The sequence below is a fragment of the Streptomyces sp. NBC_00237 genome (genome assembly GCF_026342435.1).
GTDB lineage: Bacteria > Actinomycetota > Actinomycetes > Streptomycetales > Streptomycetaceae > Streptomyces.
The window spans coordinates 780,374-796,278 of record NZ_JAPEMT010000003.1 but is presented as its reverse complement, the minus strand read 5'-3'; the positions used below and the strand labels follow the sequence as shown (position 1 = coordinate 796,278).

Annotated in this window: 14 protein-coding genes and 2 pseudogenes; 10 read left to right on the top strand and 6 right to left on the bottom strand. The window is 67.9% G+C overall.

Going from position 1 to position 15,905, the window contains the following annotated elements; genetic code table 11:
• Window positions 1-13: 13 nt before the first annotated feature.
• Window positions 14-1,270 carry a HEAT repeat domain-containing protein gene (locus OG897_RS30145; RefSeq protein ID WP_266661686.1) on the bottom strand — a complete coding sequence of 419 codons (1,257 nt, stop codon included), beginning with the start codon at window positions 1,268-1,270 and terminating at the stop codon, window positions 14-16.
• A 152-nt stretch (window positions 1,271-1,422) separates the two neighbouring features.
• Here OG897_RS30145 and OG897_RS41075 point away from each other — a divergent pair.
• The 3 genes and pseudogenes from OG897_RS41075 to OG897_RS30135 all read left to right on the top strand — a co-directional run.
• Window positions 1,423-1,614: pseudogene (locus tag OG897_RS41075) on the top strand (helix-turn-helix domain-containing protein); the annotation flags it as partial.
• Entirely contained in the window at window positions 1,572-1,916 is a 345-nt protein-coding gene (locus OG897_RS30140; RefSeq protein WP_323188129.1) for a winged helix-turn-helix domain-containing protein, read from the top strand. The pseudogene OG897_RS41075 and the gene OG897_RS30140, both read left to right, overlap by 43 nt.
• Window positions 1,877-2,497 (top strand): transposase, encoded by a 621-nt coding sequence (locus OG897_RS30135; protein ID WP_266661685.1) that lies wholly within the window; start codon window positions 1,877-1,879, stop codon window positions 2,495-2,497. Before OG897_RS30140 ends, OG897_RS30135 begins: the two co-directional genes overlap by 40 nt.
• A gap of 274 nt (window positions 2,498-2,771) precedes the next feature.
• Here OG897_RS30135 and OG897_RS30130 read toward each other — a convergent pair whose 3' ends face one another.
• The gene (locus OG897_RS30130) at window positions 2,772-3,521 is read right to left on the bottom strand and encodes a class I SAM-dependent methyltransferase (protein WP_266661683.1); all 750 of its coding nucleotides are present in this window, start codon (window positions 3,519-3,521) and stop codon (window positions 2,772-2,774) included.
• Between the two features lie 308 nt (window positions 3,522-3,829).
• Between OG897_RS30130 and OG897_RS30125 the strand changes: the two genes are divergently transcribed.
• The 3 genes from OG897_RS30125 to OG897_RS30115 all read left to right on the top strand — a co-directional run bounded on the left by OG897_RS30125 (window position 3,830) and on the right by OG897_RS30115 (window position 8,994).
• A complete protein-coding gene (locus tag OG897_RS30125) occupies window positions 3,830-4,636 on the top strand; it encodes a hypothetical protein (RefSeq protein WP_266661681.1) in 807 nt (268 codons plus the stop codon).
• Window positions 4,637-4,799: 163 nt separating this feature from the next.
• Window positions 4,800-5,330, top strand: coding sequence for a hypothetical protein (locus OG897_RS30120; RefSeq protein WP_266661679.1), 531 nt, complete (start codon window positions 4,800-4,802; stop codon window positions 5,328-5,330).
• A 391-nt stretch (window positions 5,331-5,721) separates the two neighbouring features.
• Window positions 5,722-8,994 carry an InlB B-repeat-containing protein gene (locus OG897_RS30115; RefSeq protein ID WP_266661677.1) on the top strand — a complete coding sequence of 1,091 codons (3,273 nt, stop codon included), beginning with the start codon at window positions 5,722-5,724 and terminating at the stop codon, window positions 8,992-8,994.
• Between the two features lie 245 nt (window positions 8,995-9,239).
• Here OG897_RS30115 and OG897_RS30110 read toward each other — a convergent pair whose 3' ends face one another.
• Entirely contained in the window at window positions 9,240-10,229 is a 990-nt protein-coding gene (locus OG897_RS30110; RefSeq protein ID WP_266661675.1) for a DUF5937 family protein, read from the bottom strand.
• Between the two features lie 124 nt (window positions 10,230-10,353).
• On the opposite strand from OG897_RS30110, the gene OG897_RS30105 reads away from it, so the two are divergent.
• Window positions 10,354-10,548: a hypothetical protein gene (locus tag OG897_RS30105; protein ID WP_266661674.1), complete on the top strand. Its 195-nt coding sequence runs from the start codon at window positions 10,354-10,356 to the stop codon at window positions 10,546-10,548.
• A 61-nt stretch (window positions 10,549-10,609) separates the two neighbouring features.
• On the opposite strand, the gene OG897_RS30100 is transcribed toward OG897_RS30105, so the two are convergent.
• Window positions 10,610-10,792, bottom strand: coding sequence for a hypothetical protein (locus OG897_RS30100; protein WP_266661672.1), 183 nt, complete (start codon window positions 10,790-10,792; stop codon window positions 10,610-10,612).
• 369 nt (window positions 10,793-11,161) lie between these two features.
• On the opposite strand from OG897_RS30100, the pseudogene OG897_RS30095 reads away from it, so the two are divergent.
• Window positions 11,162-11,383 (top strand): annotated as a pseudogene (locus OG897_RS30095) (hypothetical protein); the annotation flags it as partial.
• Window positions 11,384-12,168: 785 nt separating this feature from the next.
• Window positions 12,169-13,599, top strand: a complete 1,431-nt coding sequence (gene ltrA, locus OG897_RS30090; protein ID WP_266661670.1) for a group II intron reverse transcriptase/maturase — start codon at window positions 12,169-12,171, stop codon at window positions 13,597-13,599.
• Between the two features lie 125 nt (window positions 13,600-13,724).
• Here ltrA and OG897_RS30085 read toward each other — a convergent pair whose 3' ends face one another.
• Window positions 13,725-13,913: a hypothetical protein gene (locus OG897_RS30085; protein WP_266661668.1), complete on the bottom strand. Its 189-nt coding sequence runs from the start codon at window positions 13,911-13,913 to the stop codon at window positions 13,725-13,727.
• 128 nt (window positions 13,914-14,041) lie between these two features.
• On the bottom strand, window positions 14,042-14,623 hold the full coding sequence (locus OG897_RS30080) for a hypothetical protein (protein WP_266661666.1): 582 nt from the start codon (window positions 14,621-14,623) through the stop codon (window positions 14,042-14,044).
• Between the two features lie 219 nt (window positions 14,624-14,842).
• Between OG897_RS30080 and OG897_RS30075 the strand changes: the two genes are divergently transcribed.
• The gene (locus OG897_RS30075; protein ID WP_266661664.1) at window positions 14,843-15,334 is read left to right on the top strand and encodes a hypothetical protein; all 492 of its coding nucleotides are present in this window, start codon (window positions 14,843-14,845) and stop codon (window positions 15,332-15,334) included.
• Window positions 15,335-15,905: the final 571 nt, after the last annotated feature.

The following is a 15,905-nucleotide window of genomic DNA, read 5'->3' as shown; positions in this document are numbered from 1 at the left end:
TCAGAACCGCGCGTCAGAGTCGGACGTGCACCCTGAGGGCCCGCAGGAGCCGGACCGCCGCGACCCGCTGGTGGCGCTGACGGTCTTCGGTCAGGAGTTCCCGCAGCAGCTCCTGCGGTAGGCGGTCGGCCCACGGCAGCAGGGCCGCGGTTGCCTGCCGGACCACTGCCGCCGACGGGTCGTTCAGGAGCGGTCGTACGTCATCGACGCGCACCGCCTCCAGCTCCCGCAGCCCGGCCACCGCGCAGGCACGCACGCGCGGGTTCGGGTGCGCGAGGAGCGCCCGGATCAGGTCCGCGTCCTCGCGCGTCCCGCACTCGCCGAGACCCACTGCGGCGGCGGGCCGGACCGAAGGGTCGGCACACAGCGCGCGGTACAGCGGTGCCGAGTCGGTGCCGCCCTGCCGCAGCACCCACCGGGCGCATGCCCGCACCACGGCGGATTGGTCGGTGAGGTACGGCTCGGCGTCTGCGTGCCGCCCGGCCCGGCGCAGCGCGGTCACCCCCGCCGACCTGACCCGGGGCTGCCGGGACCCGAGGAGCGGCACCACGACCTCGGTGAACTCCTCGGCGGTCCCCGCACCGAGGGCGGCCAAGGCCGCTTCAGCGCAGAGGTCCTGCACGACGACGTCGCGGTGGCGGGCGGCGAGCCGAGCGAGCCGCGCCGCGGGAAGTAGCCGACGCTCGACGGCGACGCGGTGCGCGAGGCGGGCCGTGGCCCGGTCGCCACTGGCGAGCAGCGTCTCGGTTTGGGCGGCCGGGCCCGCGCGCAGCGCCCCGGCCAGCAGCTCCTGGGCGAAGTCGCCCCGTGAGCGGCCGCCGACCCGCAGGATCAGCGCGGCGTGCGCGGCCAGCCGGCGCGGTGGCGCCTTGGCCAGGAGCGCGCGGGCCCGTTCACGGACCGGTACCGCCCAGTCCGCGCAGCGGATGATCACCAGTGCAAACAGAGCAGGCTGCTCCTCGGCATGGTCCAGCGCGGCCTCGCGGATTCTGCCGTCCGGGTGACAGAGGGCGAGGGCGAGTTCGGCAGTACCGGGCTTCTGAGACCAAGTGACGGTGGGCAGCGAGGCGCCTGGATTCCAGTTCAGCCACCGCCCAGACGGCGAGGCGTTCGAGTGGAACAGCTCCGGCCGCTGCCAGGCCAAGTTGCGCACCCCGAAGTCAAGGCCGATCCAGGACTGCGGGTCCGTTATGTCGAGCGCCTGGTCCAGGGCAACTCCGGCGGCCAGCCGCCTGACAGCCTCGTGCGACTCGTCTTCGCTGGTCAGCATGGGTGAAGCCTCATCACGGTCCGGTCGATCTTGTTGAGTCGGGTGCACGGCGGCGGCTGCTGTACGTCCAGGAGCTTTGCTCCACAACCCTAGCTTCTGATCCTTTCGGTTCGGGGTGACGGTGATCTCGGTGGTGGGTGTATGCCGGTGTTATGCGGGATCCCGATGAGGGTGGCCTGACCGCGATGGAGCGGGCCCGACGGGAACGGATGCGGTTCCAGGCTGCTGAGATGTTCGCGGCGGGGATGAAGCCGCCGCAGGTCGCGCGGGCGTTGCGTGTCTCGCGGAAGTCCGCCTATGCCTGGCATGCCGACTGGCGGGCCGGCGGGATCGATGTCTTGCGTTCCAGGGGGCCGTCGGGGGTGGACTCGCGGATGAAGCCGTCCTGGCGGATCTGGCTGGCCGGGGCCCTGGAGCAGGGCCTGCGGCGCACGGGTGGAGTGAGGATCAGCGATGGACCCTGGCCCGGATATCAGTGCTGGTCGCGCGCCGCTTCCCCGTCCGTTTCAGCCAGCCCCGACTGTCCTGGATCTTGGGGCAGATGGGCTTCTCGGTGCAGGTTCCGGTGCACCGGGCGGCCGAGCGCGACGAGACGCTGATGGCGTTGTGGCAAAAGGAGACCTGTCCGCGCGTGGAAAGAAGGTGAGGGAACAGGGTGCGTGGCTGGTGTTAGAGGACGAGTCGGGGCAGTCGCTGCGTCCGCCCACAGCATGTACCTGGCCCCGCATCGGCCTTGCACCGCAGGTGAAGGCGTCGGGGAAGGGCTCGGGAAGGATCTCCCTGGCGGGCATGGTGTGTGCCCGGGCCGGTGAGCGGACCCGGCTGATGTACCGGATCCTGGTGCACCATCCCGGCCGTCGGAGCGAGAGAAAGGGGTTCAGGGAACGGGACTTCGCCCGGCTCCTCGATATGGCCCACCAGCAGATCGGCGGGAACATCGTGCTGGTGTGGGACAACTCCAGCCACCACAAGGACGCGTTGATGCGTGAACTGCTGGCCGCCCGTGCCCAGTGGCTGACCGTCTTCCGGCTCCCGCCGTACGCCCCGCACCTCAACCCGGCCGAAGGCGTCTGGGCCCACCTCAAGAACGACCTGGGCATCCTCGCCGCCCGCACCGCCGACCACCTGGCCGAGCTGACCCGCACCAGACTGAAAAGAATGCAGTACCGGCCCAGCCTGCTCGACGGCTTCATCGCCGAAACCGGCCTCACGCCCGCGCCGCCATGACGTCACTCCGAAGCGAAACCCTCAGCACCGCCTGCCAGCCCTCTCCCACTGCTGCGAGTACTGCCCGAATCTGCGGTACAGGAACCCGTCCCGTGCGACTGTCCCAGATGGCCTAGGGCCCTCCCCGTTGCTGCGTGACTTTCGCGTGTCCAGCCCGTCCGTTGTAGCGGCCATGGGGACCCGGACGAGGCTGGCAAGGGCAAGCAGCAGCCGCAGCCCTACGTTGTGCGTCACGCGTACCCCAGGCCGACAGCCCCGCAGGTCCGCGACCGGCTCAGCGCGGGGCGACCCGTGCGGTCAGCACCACCAGGTGGGGATTGCTCAGATAGCGTGCGTGGCGGTCTGGGCCACGGCGTGGCACCGTATCGGCCGTACAGCGCAGTGCACTCCAGCGAAGATGGGTGAACCCGGCCTGGTGGGCCAGGCGTTCATGGAGGTCACGGGGCCAGTGGCGGTACACGATCTCGGCGACAGGCCGGCCGTCACGCAGAAAGCGCTGGCGGACCTCGGCGCCTTCCTCGGCTCCTGCGGGACGTTCGATCGTGATGTCGTAGGCGTCGGGACCTGGGCGGCTGGGGTCGCACCGGGAGTCGGCGCACACGGCAACCAGCCTGCCCCCGGGATGCATGCGGTCGTACACCTGCTGGTACATGCGGGCCAGACTGTCCCGGGAGAGCGCGTAGTGCAGAACGTTGACGGCCAGCGCTACGTCGAACCGTCCGGTGTCCGGCAGAGCCGTACCGTCTCCGTGTACGAAGGTGAGGTGCTCGTCGCCCGCACTGCGCTGGCGCGCCATCCGCACCATCTCCTCGCTGAGGTCCACACCCAGCACACGGACAGCCCCCTGCGCCCGTGCCCAGCGTGCGTCCCGGCCTTCCCCGCATCCCACATCCAGCACGGACAGCCCCCGCAGGTCGCCGAGTTCCGCACGGGTCGTATGGGAAATCACATCCCGCCGGAAGACGCTGTCGGTGGCCCGGACATAGGCCCTGGCCGTGGAAGAATCGTAAGCACCGGTCGCCAACGGGGCCTCTCCTGTCGTGATGGGCCAGAGAGTTCATGAGATCAGGGACGAACGACCTGGAATGCCGCGCAGCGGCAGAACCCGTGTGCTTCCACCACATCTCTCGGCCACACCCAGGATCACGGTGTACTCAAGCGCACCACCCGCACAACACACCGCTCGGTGCCTCTCGCAGCACGAAATCAGGCAAGTGGGCCACAGGCAGGTTCCCTGCCTCCCGGCATCACGTGGATGCGGACACGAGTGTCTTGGATATCTCCTTGCGGATGATCTCTGGCGTATGAAGCTGCCGCCAGGCGTTGTGTCTCTTGGCGGGAGCTTCAGTGGAGTCGGCGGTGTGGCGGGACGGGGCGGCCTTCGTCTTCACGCGGCCGGACACCCTGCGGCTGTACCTCAACCCGGACATCGGGCGTGCCCTGGCGACGCTGCCCGCGGAGGTCGTGCTCGTCACCGCGATCACGGCCGACGAGTTCTCCCCGCTGCTGCCTGCGTTCGGGTGGGAGCAGGTGTATCCGGTGGTGCTGTTGAAGTACACCCGGAACATCTACTACATACGGCTCGACGACCTCGGCGGACCGTTCAACCAGCACGCGGACATCGATCTGTCCTGGCTGGCCGACGACCTCCTCGGCTGGGCCCATACCCACGACAAGCCCATCGCCTGGATCCGTCCCGGTGAGCACCTCGCCAAGGGGGTAAAGCGGCTCGCGTACTACAGCACGACCCCCGGGCCCCTGCTGACGTACGGGGTCCATCCGGCTGTCGGCCTCACCGCGGACGACCTGCGCGAACAGTGCCCCACCTGCCACTGCTGCCTCGAATGCGTCAGCTGCCACTGCCACGAATGGACAAGACGACCCTTGCGGCTACTGGCCTGCGGATCGGATTCCCCAACTGGGAAGTCCGGCCGCTCGGTTGAGTCCGGGGAACGCAGCAAGCCGGGCGCCGGGGTCCCGTACGGTACGAAGCGGCGACGGCCTGGCAGCGTCCGGAACCGGAGTATCGGAGAAGGGGCGGCAGGACTGCGGGCCTGGCCACGAGCGAAGGGGATCTGGGTGCTGGCGTTCATGGGACGTGTCGAAAACGGTCTGCCGGTGCTGGAGCTGACCGCGTAGGGGGTGCAGGACGGGCCTCCCTCGCCGGTCCGGTCGCACTGTGGGAACAGCGGTTTCGTAGGTGGGTGGTGTGTCGCCCGTTTGCTCGTGTCGGCTCGCCTGCGCGCACTGCTGCGAACACCGTTGAGGAACTGTTTCGGTGTGAATGAAGGGGCCTGATCCCATGCGTACGACCATCGCCGCCGCTGTGGCGTCCGGCCTGCTGCTCGGTCTCGCCCCGCTCGCCACCGCTGTCGCCGCACCGGCGGGCGGTGATCTGCCTCCGGGCTGCGAGCGTCACCAGCAGAACGGCCGCATCATCATCATCTGCAAGGGCAGAGACGGCCGCCCCGGCAAGGACGGCAAGGACGGGATCCAAGGGCCGGTCGGCCCTGCCGGGGCCCAGGGTGACACCGGCCCGGCAGGCGGCACAGGCCCGGTGGGCCCGGCCGGTCCGGCGGGTCCCCAGAAGGCACCGGTGATCGTGAAGTCCGCCGAGGTCGAAATCCCCGCCGGGAAGGCCGAGGCCGTGGTGAGCCCCGTCTGCCCGGACGGGACCCGCATCATCGCCGGCGGGCACACCACCCACAGCTCCACCAACAAGTCGGTGCCCGAAGACTCCGAGCCTGTCGAAGCGGACAACACCTGGAAGGTCCGGGTACGCAACGACGGAACCAACCCGCTGAAGGTCACCGTCTTCGGCACCTGCCTGTAACCCCTGCCCGGGACACCATGCCGACCCGACAGGATGCACAGGGCGGCACAGACGCGAATGCCGTTCGGCTCATTCCGATTCCGGGTCCCGGAAGTCATGGCGGCAGCGGATTGCCCTGCGGCCCGCGCAACGCCGCGGCAAACGAGTCAATAATGTCTGTCATATGAGGGAGTTGCGCGTGTCCGTTGCGTAAGTGAATGATATGCCTCTCGTCTTTCTTATTCTCCGGGAAGGTGCCCCCCATTTGGTGGGGCCTTCGTGCCTGTCTGCTCTGGCGCGATCCTCCGCACAGAAGTGGTGATTCCTTCCTGTGTTCCTCTCCCGTAGAACGGTCAGAGCTGTATCCGTGCTTGCCCTGTCGGCGGCAGCGCTTTCGACGGCCGAGCCCGTCATGGCTCAGAACGCGGCGCGACCGCCCGCCGTCCTGCAGCACGAGGCCGTCGCCGAAGACCCCGGAATCCTGGGGTCCCGTCTCCCGGAGTCACGCGGCAGGGCGGCCACGTCCTCGCCGAACCCGTTTCTCCTGCGGTCGGAGCTGCGGAAGATCTCGCGAAAGGCCACCCAGCAGCTGTGCGTTCCCGGGGGCGTGGTGCGGCTCAATCTCTTCAAAGACGCCTCGCTGAAGGCGACACCGTCCACCGTGGAGGTCAGCGACGACGGCACGGCCGTGAGCTGGCGCGGCACGGTGGCGTCGGTGCCGGGTTCCTCCGTGGTGCTCGACGGGCAGAACGTCTGCGGCAGTGGTGCTGAGGAGCCCACTCTCAGCGGGACGGTCTCGGTACCGGGCAAGCTGTACGCCCTGGAGCCGGCCGGCCCCGGCCAGGTGCGGGCAGTCGAGTACAACCCCGGCATGTTCGAGATCGGTGAGGGCGAAACCAGGCTGCGCAGTGGCGCGACGGGCAGGAAGACCCTGCCTGTTCCCACACCGCGCTCCCACAGTACGGCGCGAGCTCCCCGCGAGCGGCCCGGTGCCTTCGCGTCGTCCGCAGCGGCCTGTGCCGCCAAGGATTACCCCGTCATCGACGTGATGGTGGTGTGGTCGCCGAAGGTGACCTCGAACGTGGGCGGTCTCAAGGGTGCCGAGGCTCTGGCCCGGCAGGGCGTCGGCCTGATGAACGAGGCGCTGGCCAACAGCAAGGTCAAGGGACGGATCCGCCTCGTCCACACCCAGGAGATGTCCGCCTACACGGGCGGCGAGGACGATGAATCGGCCCTCAGCGCGCTCGAAAAGCCGAACGACGGCCAGTTGGACGACATCAACGACCTGCGGACCCAGTACGGTGCCGACCTGGTCAGCATGCTGGTAACCGAGGGGTCCGGCGTTGGCAACACGCCCGCCCCGCCGTCGCCGCGGACGGTGAACCGGGCCTTCAGCGCCGTCAACCACACCTACGTCGCCAATCAGACCATGGGCCACGAGATGGGGCACAACCTGGGGGCGATCCACGACTGGGTGACCGACGACAGAGCCAACATGCCGGACCGCCCCTACAACCACGGGTACGCCGCACCCGACAAAGCCTGGCGCACCGTCATGGCCTACCCGGCCATCTGCGACGGCTGCAGCCGAATCCCGTACTTCTCCAACCCCCGCGTCACCCATCCCGACGGCCAGCCGATGGGAGTGGCCGACGGTGACGTGAACGGGCCCGTCAACGCGCGTCCCGCGGACAACGCCCGGCTGCTGGGCGAGACGTTTTCCACCGTCGCCGATTACATGACGACCCGGACTCCTGTCGAGCTGTGCGACGTATCCGTCTCCAGCGCGGACGCCGCGCAAGGAACGGCGTCAACGGCATCCGTCGGCCCCTACGCGCCGGGCACCAGCGTGACGGCGACAGCCACCCCCGTGCAGGGGTTCGTCTTCGTGCGGTGGACGCTCGACGGCAAGCCGTACAGCACGGACCGCAGGACCACGGTCAAGGTGGCGGGCGACCATCAGCTGGTCGCGCACTTCGCCGAGGGAGACACACCCACTTACAGGGTCACCACGCGAGGCGATTCCGCGGACGGCGGCGGTGTCCAGCTGTCCCCGGCCGGTCCCGACTTCCCCGTCGGCACCACCGTGACGGCCACCTTCTTCCGGTGGCGAGGTTCCGACCTCCCGTTCGTCGGCTGGACCCTCAACGGGGCATCCGCAGGAAACGGCAGGCAGCTCACCTTCACCGTGGACGGGCCGACCGAAGTCGTCGCCCATTTCTCCAAGGTCACCTCCACCCTGGCCGCATCCGCGTCCCCCGACAACGCCGGGACCCTCGACCTCAGCAGCACCGGACCGTACCCGCCCGGCAGCACTGTGACTGTCACCGCTTCCCCCGCCACGGGCAAGATCTTCTCGTACTGGCTCCTCGACGGCCGACGGGTAGAACGGCGCTCTCCGGCAGGCGGCGAGGAGACCCTCGACGTCGCCATGGGGGAGAACTCCCGGGCGCTGGTCGCGGTCTTCAGCGACATTCACAGGCTCGGCGTCCAGGTACTGCCCGACGCGGAGGCGGGAACCGCGACCTGGGAGCCACGCAGGGCCGGATACGCCACGGACGACACCATCACGGTGACGGCCTCACCGAAGCCGGGGTACGACTTCACGGGCTGGCAGCTGGATGGTCAGCCTGCAGGTAGCGACAACCCCTACGTCCTCACTGTCCGCAGTGACCATCAGCTGACCGCCCTCTTCGTCAAGACGCCTGTGCCTGTTGTCACTCATCGGGTGACTGCGGCTGCGGCTCCTGCGGATGCGGGCGTTGTATCGCTGGTCCCGGACAAGGCGGCGTATGCGCAGGATGAGAAGGTCACGGCCTCCGTCTCGCCGAAGTCGGGGTACGACTTCGTGGGCTGGGAACTCGACGGCCGGCCCGCCGGCAGCAACAACCCCTACGTCCTCACCGTTCGCAACGACCACCGACTGACCGCCCTTTTCGCCAAGGCTCCCGTGCCCCCCGTCGTCACCCATCGGGTCACCACGACGGCCGTCCCCGCCAGCGGGGGGACGGTGTCCTTGAACCCAGCCAAGTCGACGTACACCAAGAACGAAAGGGCCACCGCCACCGCCACCCCCAGCCCCGGGTACGACTTCACCGGCTGGCAACTCGACGGCCGGCCCGCAGGCCGTGACACCCCCTACACCCTCACCATCCACAGCGACCACCGGCTCACCGCCCAGTTCACCAAGAGGTCCGCGCCTCCCGTCGTCACCCATCGGGTCACTGCGACGGCCGTCCCCGCCAGCGCGGGCGCGGTGTCGCTGCACCCGGCCAAGGCGCGGTACACGAGGGGCGAAAGGGTCACGGCTTCTGTTTCGCCGAAGCCCGGGTACGACTTCGCCGGCTGGAAGCTCGACGGTCGGCCCGCAGGCCGCAGCCGCAGTCTTTCCCTGACAGTGACCCGCGATCACCGTCTGACCGCCTCCTTCGCACGGCACAAGACCGTGAGGACCTACAAGGGCAGGGTCATCGCCCGCACCGGTCTGCTGGTACGCGACCGGCCCGACCAGGGCGGCCGCGTCATCGGCAAACTGCCCACCGGCAAGATCGTCGGCATCACCTGCAAGGTGAAGGGCCAGACTGTCGACGGCAACCCGCGGTGGTACCGGCTCACCGACGGCACCTACGCCTGGTCCTCCGCCCGCTACATCACCAACATCGGGACCGCACCCCACTGGTGCTGACCCGCCTGGTCACCCAGTACCACGACGGCCCGCCGGATCACTCCGGCGGGCCGTTCCCGTACCGCCCCACCAGCCCGCCCCGGGGCCGGGGCGGGCACGGCTCAGCGGGCTCCGGACAACCGCCGTACGCCCGCCGCTGACCAGTACTCATGAAATCCGCCGGGAGTTCCAGCGGGGTGGGCGGTTCATGCCCCCTCCTCGAACCCCTCCGCGGAGGCTCCCGCCTCCGCCATAGGGCCGGGGAGTCACCGGGGCTGCGGCCGTCCCCCGGGAAGGAGAAGCTCTGTCGCGAGGGTGGTCCGCTGGTGCAGCATCCATCGTCCCGAGCGGTGTGAGGTGACCAGGTCGCAGCGGCGCAGGACGGCCAGGTGCTGGCTGACAGCCGCGCTGCTCACGCCCAGGTAGGAGGCGAGTTGTGTGGTGGACACCGGCAGGTCGAGGTGCGCCAGGAGAGCCGCCCTGCTGCGGCCCATCAGCTCGGCCAGCGGCTGCGGCCGTGCGTCGCCCTGGGCGGACCACAACTGGCCGATGCCGCGCGGTGAGTACGTCAGTGTGGGTTGGTGCGGTGCGTTGTGCAGCACCAGGAGCCGGGGCCACGCGAAGACGCAGGGCACCAGTAGCAGGCCGGCGCCGGACGCGGAGCGCACCGCGTGGTGGCGGGGCTTGTCGATGCTCAGTTCCCCGGAGGCGTAGGTGACCTCGGGGTGGAGGTCCGCGAAGACCTTGTCGAGCCCGCCCGTGGTGAGCTGCTGTGCGCGGTGGGTGACATCGGCGTCGCTGAGGGAGCGCAGCCGCGGCCACACTGGTTCGATCGCCGCACGCCAGTACATGGCCATGGTGGAGACGAGGCGTGAAAGCTCGCGCTCCGGGTGCTGGTAAAGCGGACGCAGTGGCTCCGGCAGTCCCTGACCGGCGCTCAGTTCGTCGAGAGAGCACACCACCTCTTCAGCGGGGGTGCTTGCCACTGCGTCGAGTTCGTCGGTGAAGCGCCCCGTCATCGCCTCCGGCGGGGGCGCGAGGAAGTCCGCTATGAAGCGGGGCCCCTGTGCGAGGGCTGTCAGAACCCCCAGGTCGATACCGGCGACCGACGAAAGCGCCCGGGCCCGCCACGGCTGGTGCGCCATGTACTGACCGCTTCCCGTCAGTACGGGAACGCTGTGTACGAGCTCTTCCAAAGGGGACAGAGCGAACCGTATGCGGGCCATGTCGTCGGGCCCCAACAGAATCTGGATCACGAGCCTGAGAGTAGCGCCGCGTCGCGATGAATTAAGCAAGGGCTAAATCGTTGTGAGGGGTCGGCGGTCCGACAAAGATCGCGTTCACCACTCTTCCAACTGCTCACGAAAGCAAGGTTGTTCCATGAAGAAGCTCCTGCTGCCCTTCGCGTTCGCCGCGATGCTCGCCATCCCCGCCGTCGCGTCCGCGCACACCAACGACGACCACCACCAGAAGACGGTGGCCGCCGACATGTGCAACGACGGTCACACCTACATCGAATGCATGGGCGGCGATTTCGGCTGCTCGAAGGTCTTCGGCCAAGTCGTCTGCGGCTAAGGCGTACACACGCGTGGGCACCCCGCAGTCGGCTGGCTCGTGGGGTGCCCGGATGCTGCGGTCAGTTCTGCAGCGTGGCCTGGAGGTCGACGGCGACGACCGCCGGGTGCGCGACCTTGGAGGGGGTGCCGGTGGGCGTGGTTCCTCCATCGTTCTTGGCGATCTGGGGGAGGTAGGCGGTCAGGGCATGCGGGCCGCCTCCGCTGTACCCGAGGTTGTGACCGTGGCCGTGGCGCTGCGGCAAGATCGACAGATCTCCCTTGTCCGTCAGTGGCCCAGGCCCAGCCCCCTGCCCTGATCGGGCTGCGTGGTGTGCTGTTGCTGCTGGCGGGCAGGGGCGGGCCGCGTCCTTGGCTGGCTGCTCTGGCTGCTTCGGCTGTGGCCCGTCCGCGACGACGAGGCTGCGGGCTTCGGCGGCCTGGGTGAAGGCTGCCAGCCGGGCGAGGTTCTCCGGGGTGTGCAGCCACGTCGAGGAATCGGTCGTACGCCCCGCCTCCAGGTACTCCCGGGCATCGCGGCCTGTTGATGGACATGCACAGCTGCGGCCCGCTGTTCCGGAGTGAGCGCGGCGCCCCGGTCCGGGTGGCCGACGGAACGGCGCTGCCGCCGCCTGGTTCTGCTTCGCGACCAGGACGACGACTGCTTCGGGCCATGGATGTTCCAGGAGGGCCGCCTGGTGGAAGTCACCATTCCGCGCACCGAGCGTTTCCACCAGCAGGCACCGCCCCATGAGGACTTCGAACCCGACCCGGGCATGCTGCTGCGCACCGACCAGAACACGGCTCTGCCGGAGCGGACCCCAGCAGCACGCCGCGACACCCGCTCCCCCTGGTAGACCGAGTTCGACAGCTCATCGGGGGACGTCAGGGCTGTCGACGCACGTCTCCTCAGCGCACTGCGCCACCACTACCCAGGTGCCGACAACGAGGCGTCTCACTGAGGACGGAGCCATAGGCGAATACGGCCACGGTGACCGACCCGTAGAAGACGTACACCCGTTTGTCGAAGCGCGTGGGTGCGCCACGAGGCGCCATGGAATCGAGTGAGGTGAGAGACCTTCACCGCCGGGTTGTCGTAGCAATCCGGTTGAAGCTGGGGGCAGTTCGGTTCGAGGGATGTCGAGCTGAGCGGTAAGCAGCCCCGACAACGCCGGGACGGGTTGGTACTGCCAGACGGCCCGGGTCCGGCTAGCGAGACAGGAAGGTGCACGCGAGAAATCAGTGCCTGACGCCCCGTAATTTCGACACCGGCTCGAACCTGGCGGATCTGGGCCGGACGCAGTGCACGACCACCAGCGCTCGTCGGCGGTCGACTCCGAAGCCGACTCTATGCATCGGTGGGGAGGCCACGCCGAAAGTCTGCGGCGTAAGCGCGGCGATGCTGCCGGGGTAGAGCTGGGCACCTCACCTGTCGATCGATTCCGTGGTGAACGTGGGAACTGCCCACGGTCGCCCTTATATCGGACATCCAGTCCGATCGGGGGCAGGCCCATCGCCGGCTGATGGCCGTCGGGCAGGACGGAGGCTCCGTAGTACTCCGAGGCCGGGAAAGCCGGTCACATGGGGAAGGGGGCCAGCAAGTCAGCAGTAAGGAGACTGGAATGCCAGGAGGCTGTCGCCGGTGAATACCGACGAGCTGGAATGGGCCTTGATGAAGGCCGAACGCCGGGTACTGGAGATCCAGACCAAGCTGCACCGTTGGGCTGTCGATGATTCTCATCGCAGGTTCGACGACCTGTTCAACCTCGTGGCCGATCCCGCCTTCCTGTTGGTGGCGTGGGACCGTGTCCGGGGAAACAAGGGTGCCCGCACGGCCGGAGTGGATGGGAAGACCGCCCGCTCCATCGAGGCCGGGCAGGGAGTCGAGACGTTTCTCGACAAGCTGCGGACCCAGATCAGAGACCGCAGCTTCCATCCGGTGCCTGTCCGTGAGCGGATGATTCCCAAGGCGAATGGCAAGCTTCGTCGTCTCGGGATTCCGACCGTGGCGGACCGAGTGGTCCAGGCGTCCTTGAAACTGGTGCTGGAGCCGGTATTCGAAGCGGAATTCCTCCCGTGTTCCTATGGGTTCCGCCCGAACCGCCGAGCCCACGATGCGATCGCCGAGAGTCGCTACCTCGCCAGCCACGGATACGAGTGGGTGGTGGAGGGCGACATCACGGCGTGCTTCGACGAGATCGCGCACCCAGCCCTCATGGAACGGGTGCGGAATCGAATCGGGGACAAGCGGGTGCTGTCCTTGGTGAAGGCGTTCTTGAAGTCCGGGATCTTGTCCCGTGACGGAGCCTTCACAGACACACGCACCGGGACCCCGCAGGGCGGGATCCTGTCGCCGCTGCTGGCCAACATCGCACTCTCGGTCCTGGACGAGCACATCGCCCAGGGCCCCGGAGGACCAGATGGCACCTCCGAGGACCGGCGCAGGAGACGGCGCCGAGGATTGCCCAACTACCGGCTGGTCCGGTACGCGGACGACTTCCTCGTGCTCGTCTTCGGGCGCCGGGAACATGCCGAGGAACTACGCGACGAGGTCGCAGAGGCTTTGAAGCCGATGGGCCTTCGCCTGTCGGTGGAGAAGACAAAGATCACGCACATTGACGAGGGCCTTGATTTTCTCGGATGGCGCATCCAGCGCCACTGGAAACGGGGTGCTGACCGGCAGTACATCTACACCTACCCGGCACGGAAGTCAGTACGTTCCGTAACGGGCAAGGTGAAGGAACTGACCGGACGACAGAACGTCGGCCTGTCGCTGGAGTCCTTGCTCCACCGACTGAACTCGGTGTTGCGAGGATGGTGCGCGTACTTCCGTCCCGGAGTGTCGAACGTCGCTTTCTGTTACCTCAGCCACTACACGTGGATGAGGGTGACTCGATGGATCCGGCGCAAACATCCCGGGATTACCTGGAAGCAGCTCCGCCGACGTTATTACGGCGGCGGCTGGTGGCCCGTCACAGAGGAAGCGGAACTGTTCAACCCGGCCAAGGTAAGCACGACCAGATACCGATACCGGGGAAAACTCATTCCGGCTCCGTGGCCCACTACGGCATGAGGAACTGAACACCCCGGAACGGGATTTGTGGAGAGCCCGGTGCCCGGAGACGGGCACGCCGGGTTCGGGAGGCGGCTCTGGGAAACCCACTGGTGGAAACACCAGCAGGGCGCCCCGAGTCGACCTCACCGACGGCTCGGAAGTGTTCGAGCCTCGGCGAGCTCTTCACTCATCCGCTCAAGGCCCCGTTCGGCGACGGCGAGTTCGTCCTGCCCGGCCCGTACCTCCGCCAACTGCTTGGGCAGCTGTTCTTCGAGTCCATCCAGTTCCGCGCGCCTCGCGGTGATCCGTTCCAGCAGTTCGGGATCCAGCATGCACCGCGTCGAAGAGGGCTGCCGAACCGCAGCGCACAGGAACCGGCGAGCCGGGTTCCTGAAGTCCGGGAAGTCCCGTCAGCAGGACAGGGTGTCCGTGACAGAGGCATCTACCGGCGTCGGCCCGTTCACTGGGATGCCATCGAAGGCAGCAGGTGGGTGAGCAGTTCGGGAAGCTCCGGCAATCCGGGGGCACAGCTGTCGTGCACACCGATGACGTTGATCACATCGGTGCGGTCGCTTTCCTTAAGGCTGCTTCGGATGATCCAGTCTCCCTTCTTGAGCGAGACCAGGACGAGCTGTCCACGTTCGGTGCGGCTCTCGCGCTGCCATCCGCGCTTCTCCAGCTCCGCCACGGCGGCCGCGTACGGCTTGGCGCCGGTCGTTCCCTTGCCCGCCGAGGCGTCGGGGAAGCCGGACCACAGCGTTGTGCACGGGGCCAGCCGTTTGCCCGAGGGGGCGGTGGCGGCGGGGTCCACCGACGGAGACAACCCGGTGAGCTTCGCTTTCGCGGTGGCTTCCTCGACCTCGCGGTCTACCGCGTCGCGGCCGGGGGCAGACAACTCTGACGCCTCCGCGTGCGTACCGGAAGGGGACGGGGAGGAGCCGGAATATCCCGTCTCGGACTTCCCGCCGCCGCATCCCGTCAGGACCGTCAGGGCCGCCAAAGCGACGACCGCCGCCGTCCTGCCACCTGTCTTGCCCACCATTCTCCCCCGCACGGACGTTCTACTCCTTAGATCTCGCGCTCACGGATCCCCACGTGACGTGCGAGCCGCGATTCTCGCACGAGCGTCCCGGGACCGACCGAAGAGGGCCGCAGTCCAGGCTGGCGAATCCAGCCGCATCGTCCGCCCTCCCCGTCCGGTCATATCGTCACGCGCCGGGTGGCGCACCATTGCACACTCATCGACGTTGAGGGTTCCACCATGAGCGATGTCGTGTTCCCACTCCACGCCTGGGGCGAGGAAATGACGTCCCTAGCCGCCGTATTCGTGGACGGATTCGAGGGCTTCTACGGATACGCCGCGTACGGGTACACCGTGAGCATCCTCAAGGCGGAAGACGGGGCACGGGCGGTCGCCTGCCTCGCCGAGGCGGGCGACACCGGTGCGCTGCTGGACTACTACACGGCGCTCGGTGAGGTCCAGTTGATGGACCTGCACAACGGCACCTGGATCGTCGGCGCCCAGGAGGTTGCCAGAGGCATCCTGGCGGGATGCCTCATGCGGGTGACCGGCGCGGTCGACGACACGGTGACGGTGTTCGCCACCAACCGTGGCGGGGGCATGTATGCAGTGAGTGCCGTAGAGGTCGAAGTGGCCAGGCTTGCCTGCCCAGGCGTATCCACCTCTCCTGTCGCCGCCTGGAGGCGGCCGCTCGCCGCGGCCGCGATGGCGCGCTGCACCGTGAGGCGCTGAACAGGAAAGACTCCACTGGTTCGAGACCACAGGTCGACCGAGTTCAAAAGGTGAACAGAGAGGCCCAAGCCGTCCTTGCCGAGGACGAGCGGGTGGCTGTTCACGGGCATCGACAACTCGCAGACATCAACCTGCCCGTCGACGAATTTGACGGACTTGCCCACATTCTTTTTGGCGGGGTCGGCATCAGGACGATGGGGCACAAAGGTCTTCGGGAGTCTTGCCCTCCAGGAATCTCCCGGCCTCCTGACGCGCCTCGTCGTCAAAGAACACGTTTCCGGCAGAGGGGGAGGAATCACCGGGAGACCTGTCCCCGGCATGGGCCGAGGCCGTCCCGAGAAGCGAGATCAGCACCGCAGTAGCCGTCACGGTCGTGGTCGAGAGAACGGCTCTTCGCCTGCTCATGGGGTTCGACGGACAAATAGTCAAGTCGGGCTCCTTGTGTGGCGACGGCGATGATGCCGAGAGAGAGCCAGGGGAACGGCCGCCACATCGGCAGTCCGGTCTCGGCATGATCGCCACGCCCCAGAAGCCGCTCCTCATCACCCCTGGTCAAGCACCTGAGGGCCCT

Bases quoted from the DNA above. Each gene is read 5' to 3' on its own strand.
- OG897_RS30145 (WP_266661686.1), bottom strand. From the start codon at position 1,270: ATGCTGACCAGCGAAGACGAGTCGCACGAGGCTGTCAGGCGGCTGGCC.
- OG897_RS30120 (WP_266661679.1), top strand. From the start codon at position 4,800: ATGCGTACGACCATCGCCGCCGCTGTGGCGTCCGGCCTGCTGCTCGGT.
- OG897_RS30115 (WP_266661677.1), top strand. From the start codon at position 5,722: ATGGCTCAGAACGCGGCGCGACCGCCCGCCGTCCTGCAGCACGAGGCC.
- OG897_RS30105 (WP_266661674.1), top strand. From the start codon at position 10,354: ATGAAGAAGCTCCTGCTGCCCTTCGCGTTCGCCGCGATGCTCGCCATC.
- OG897_RS30085 (WP_266661668.1), bottom strand. From the start codon at position 13,913: ATGCTGGATCCCGAACTGCTGGAACGGATCACCGCGAGGCGCGCGGAA.
- OG897_RS30080 (WP_266661666.1), bottom strand. From the start codon at position 14,623: ATGGTGGGCAAGACAGGTGGCAGGACGGCGGCGGTCGTCGCTTTGGCG.
- OG897_RS30075 (WP_266661664.1), top strand. From the start codon at position 14,843: ATGAGCGATGTCGTGTTCCCACTCCACGCCTGGGGCGAGGAAATGACG.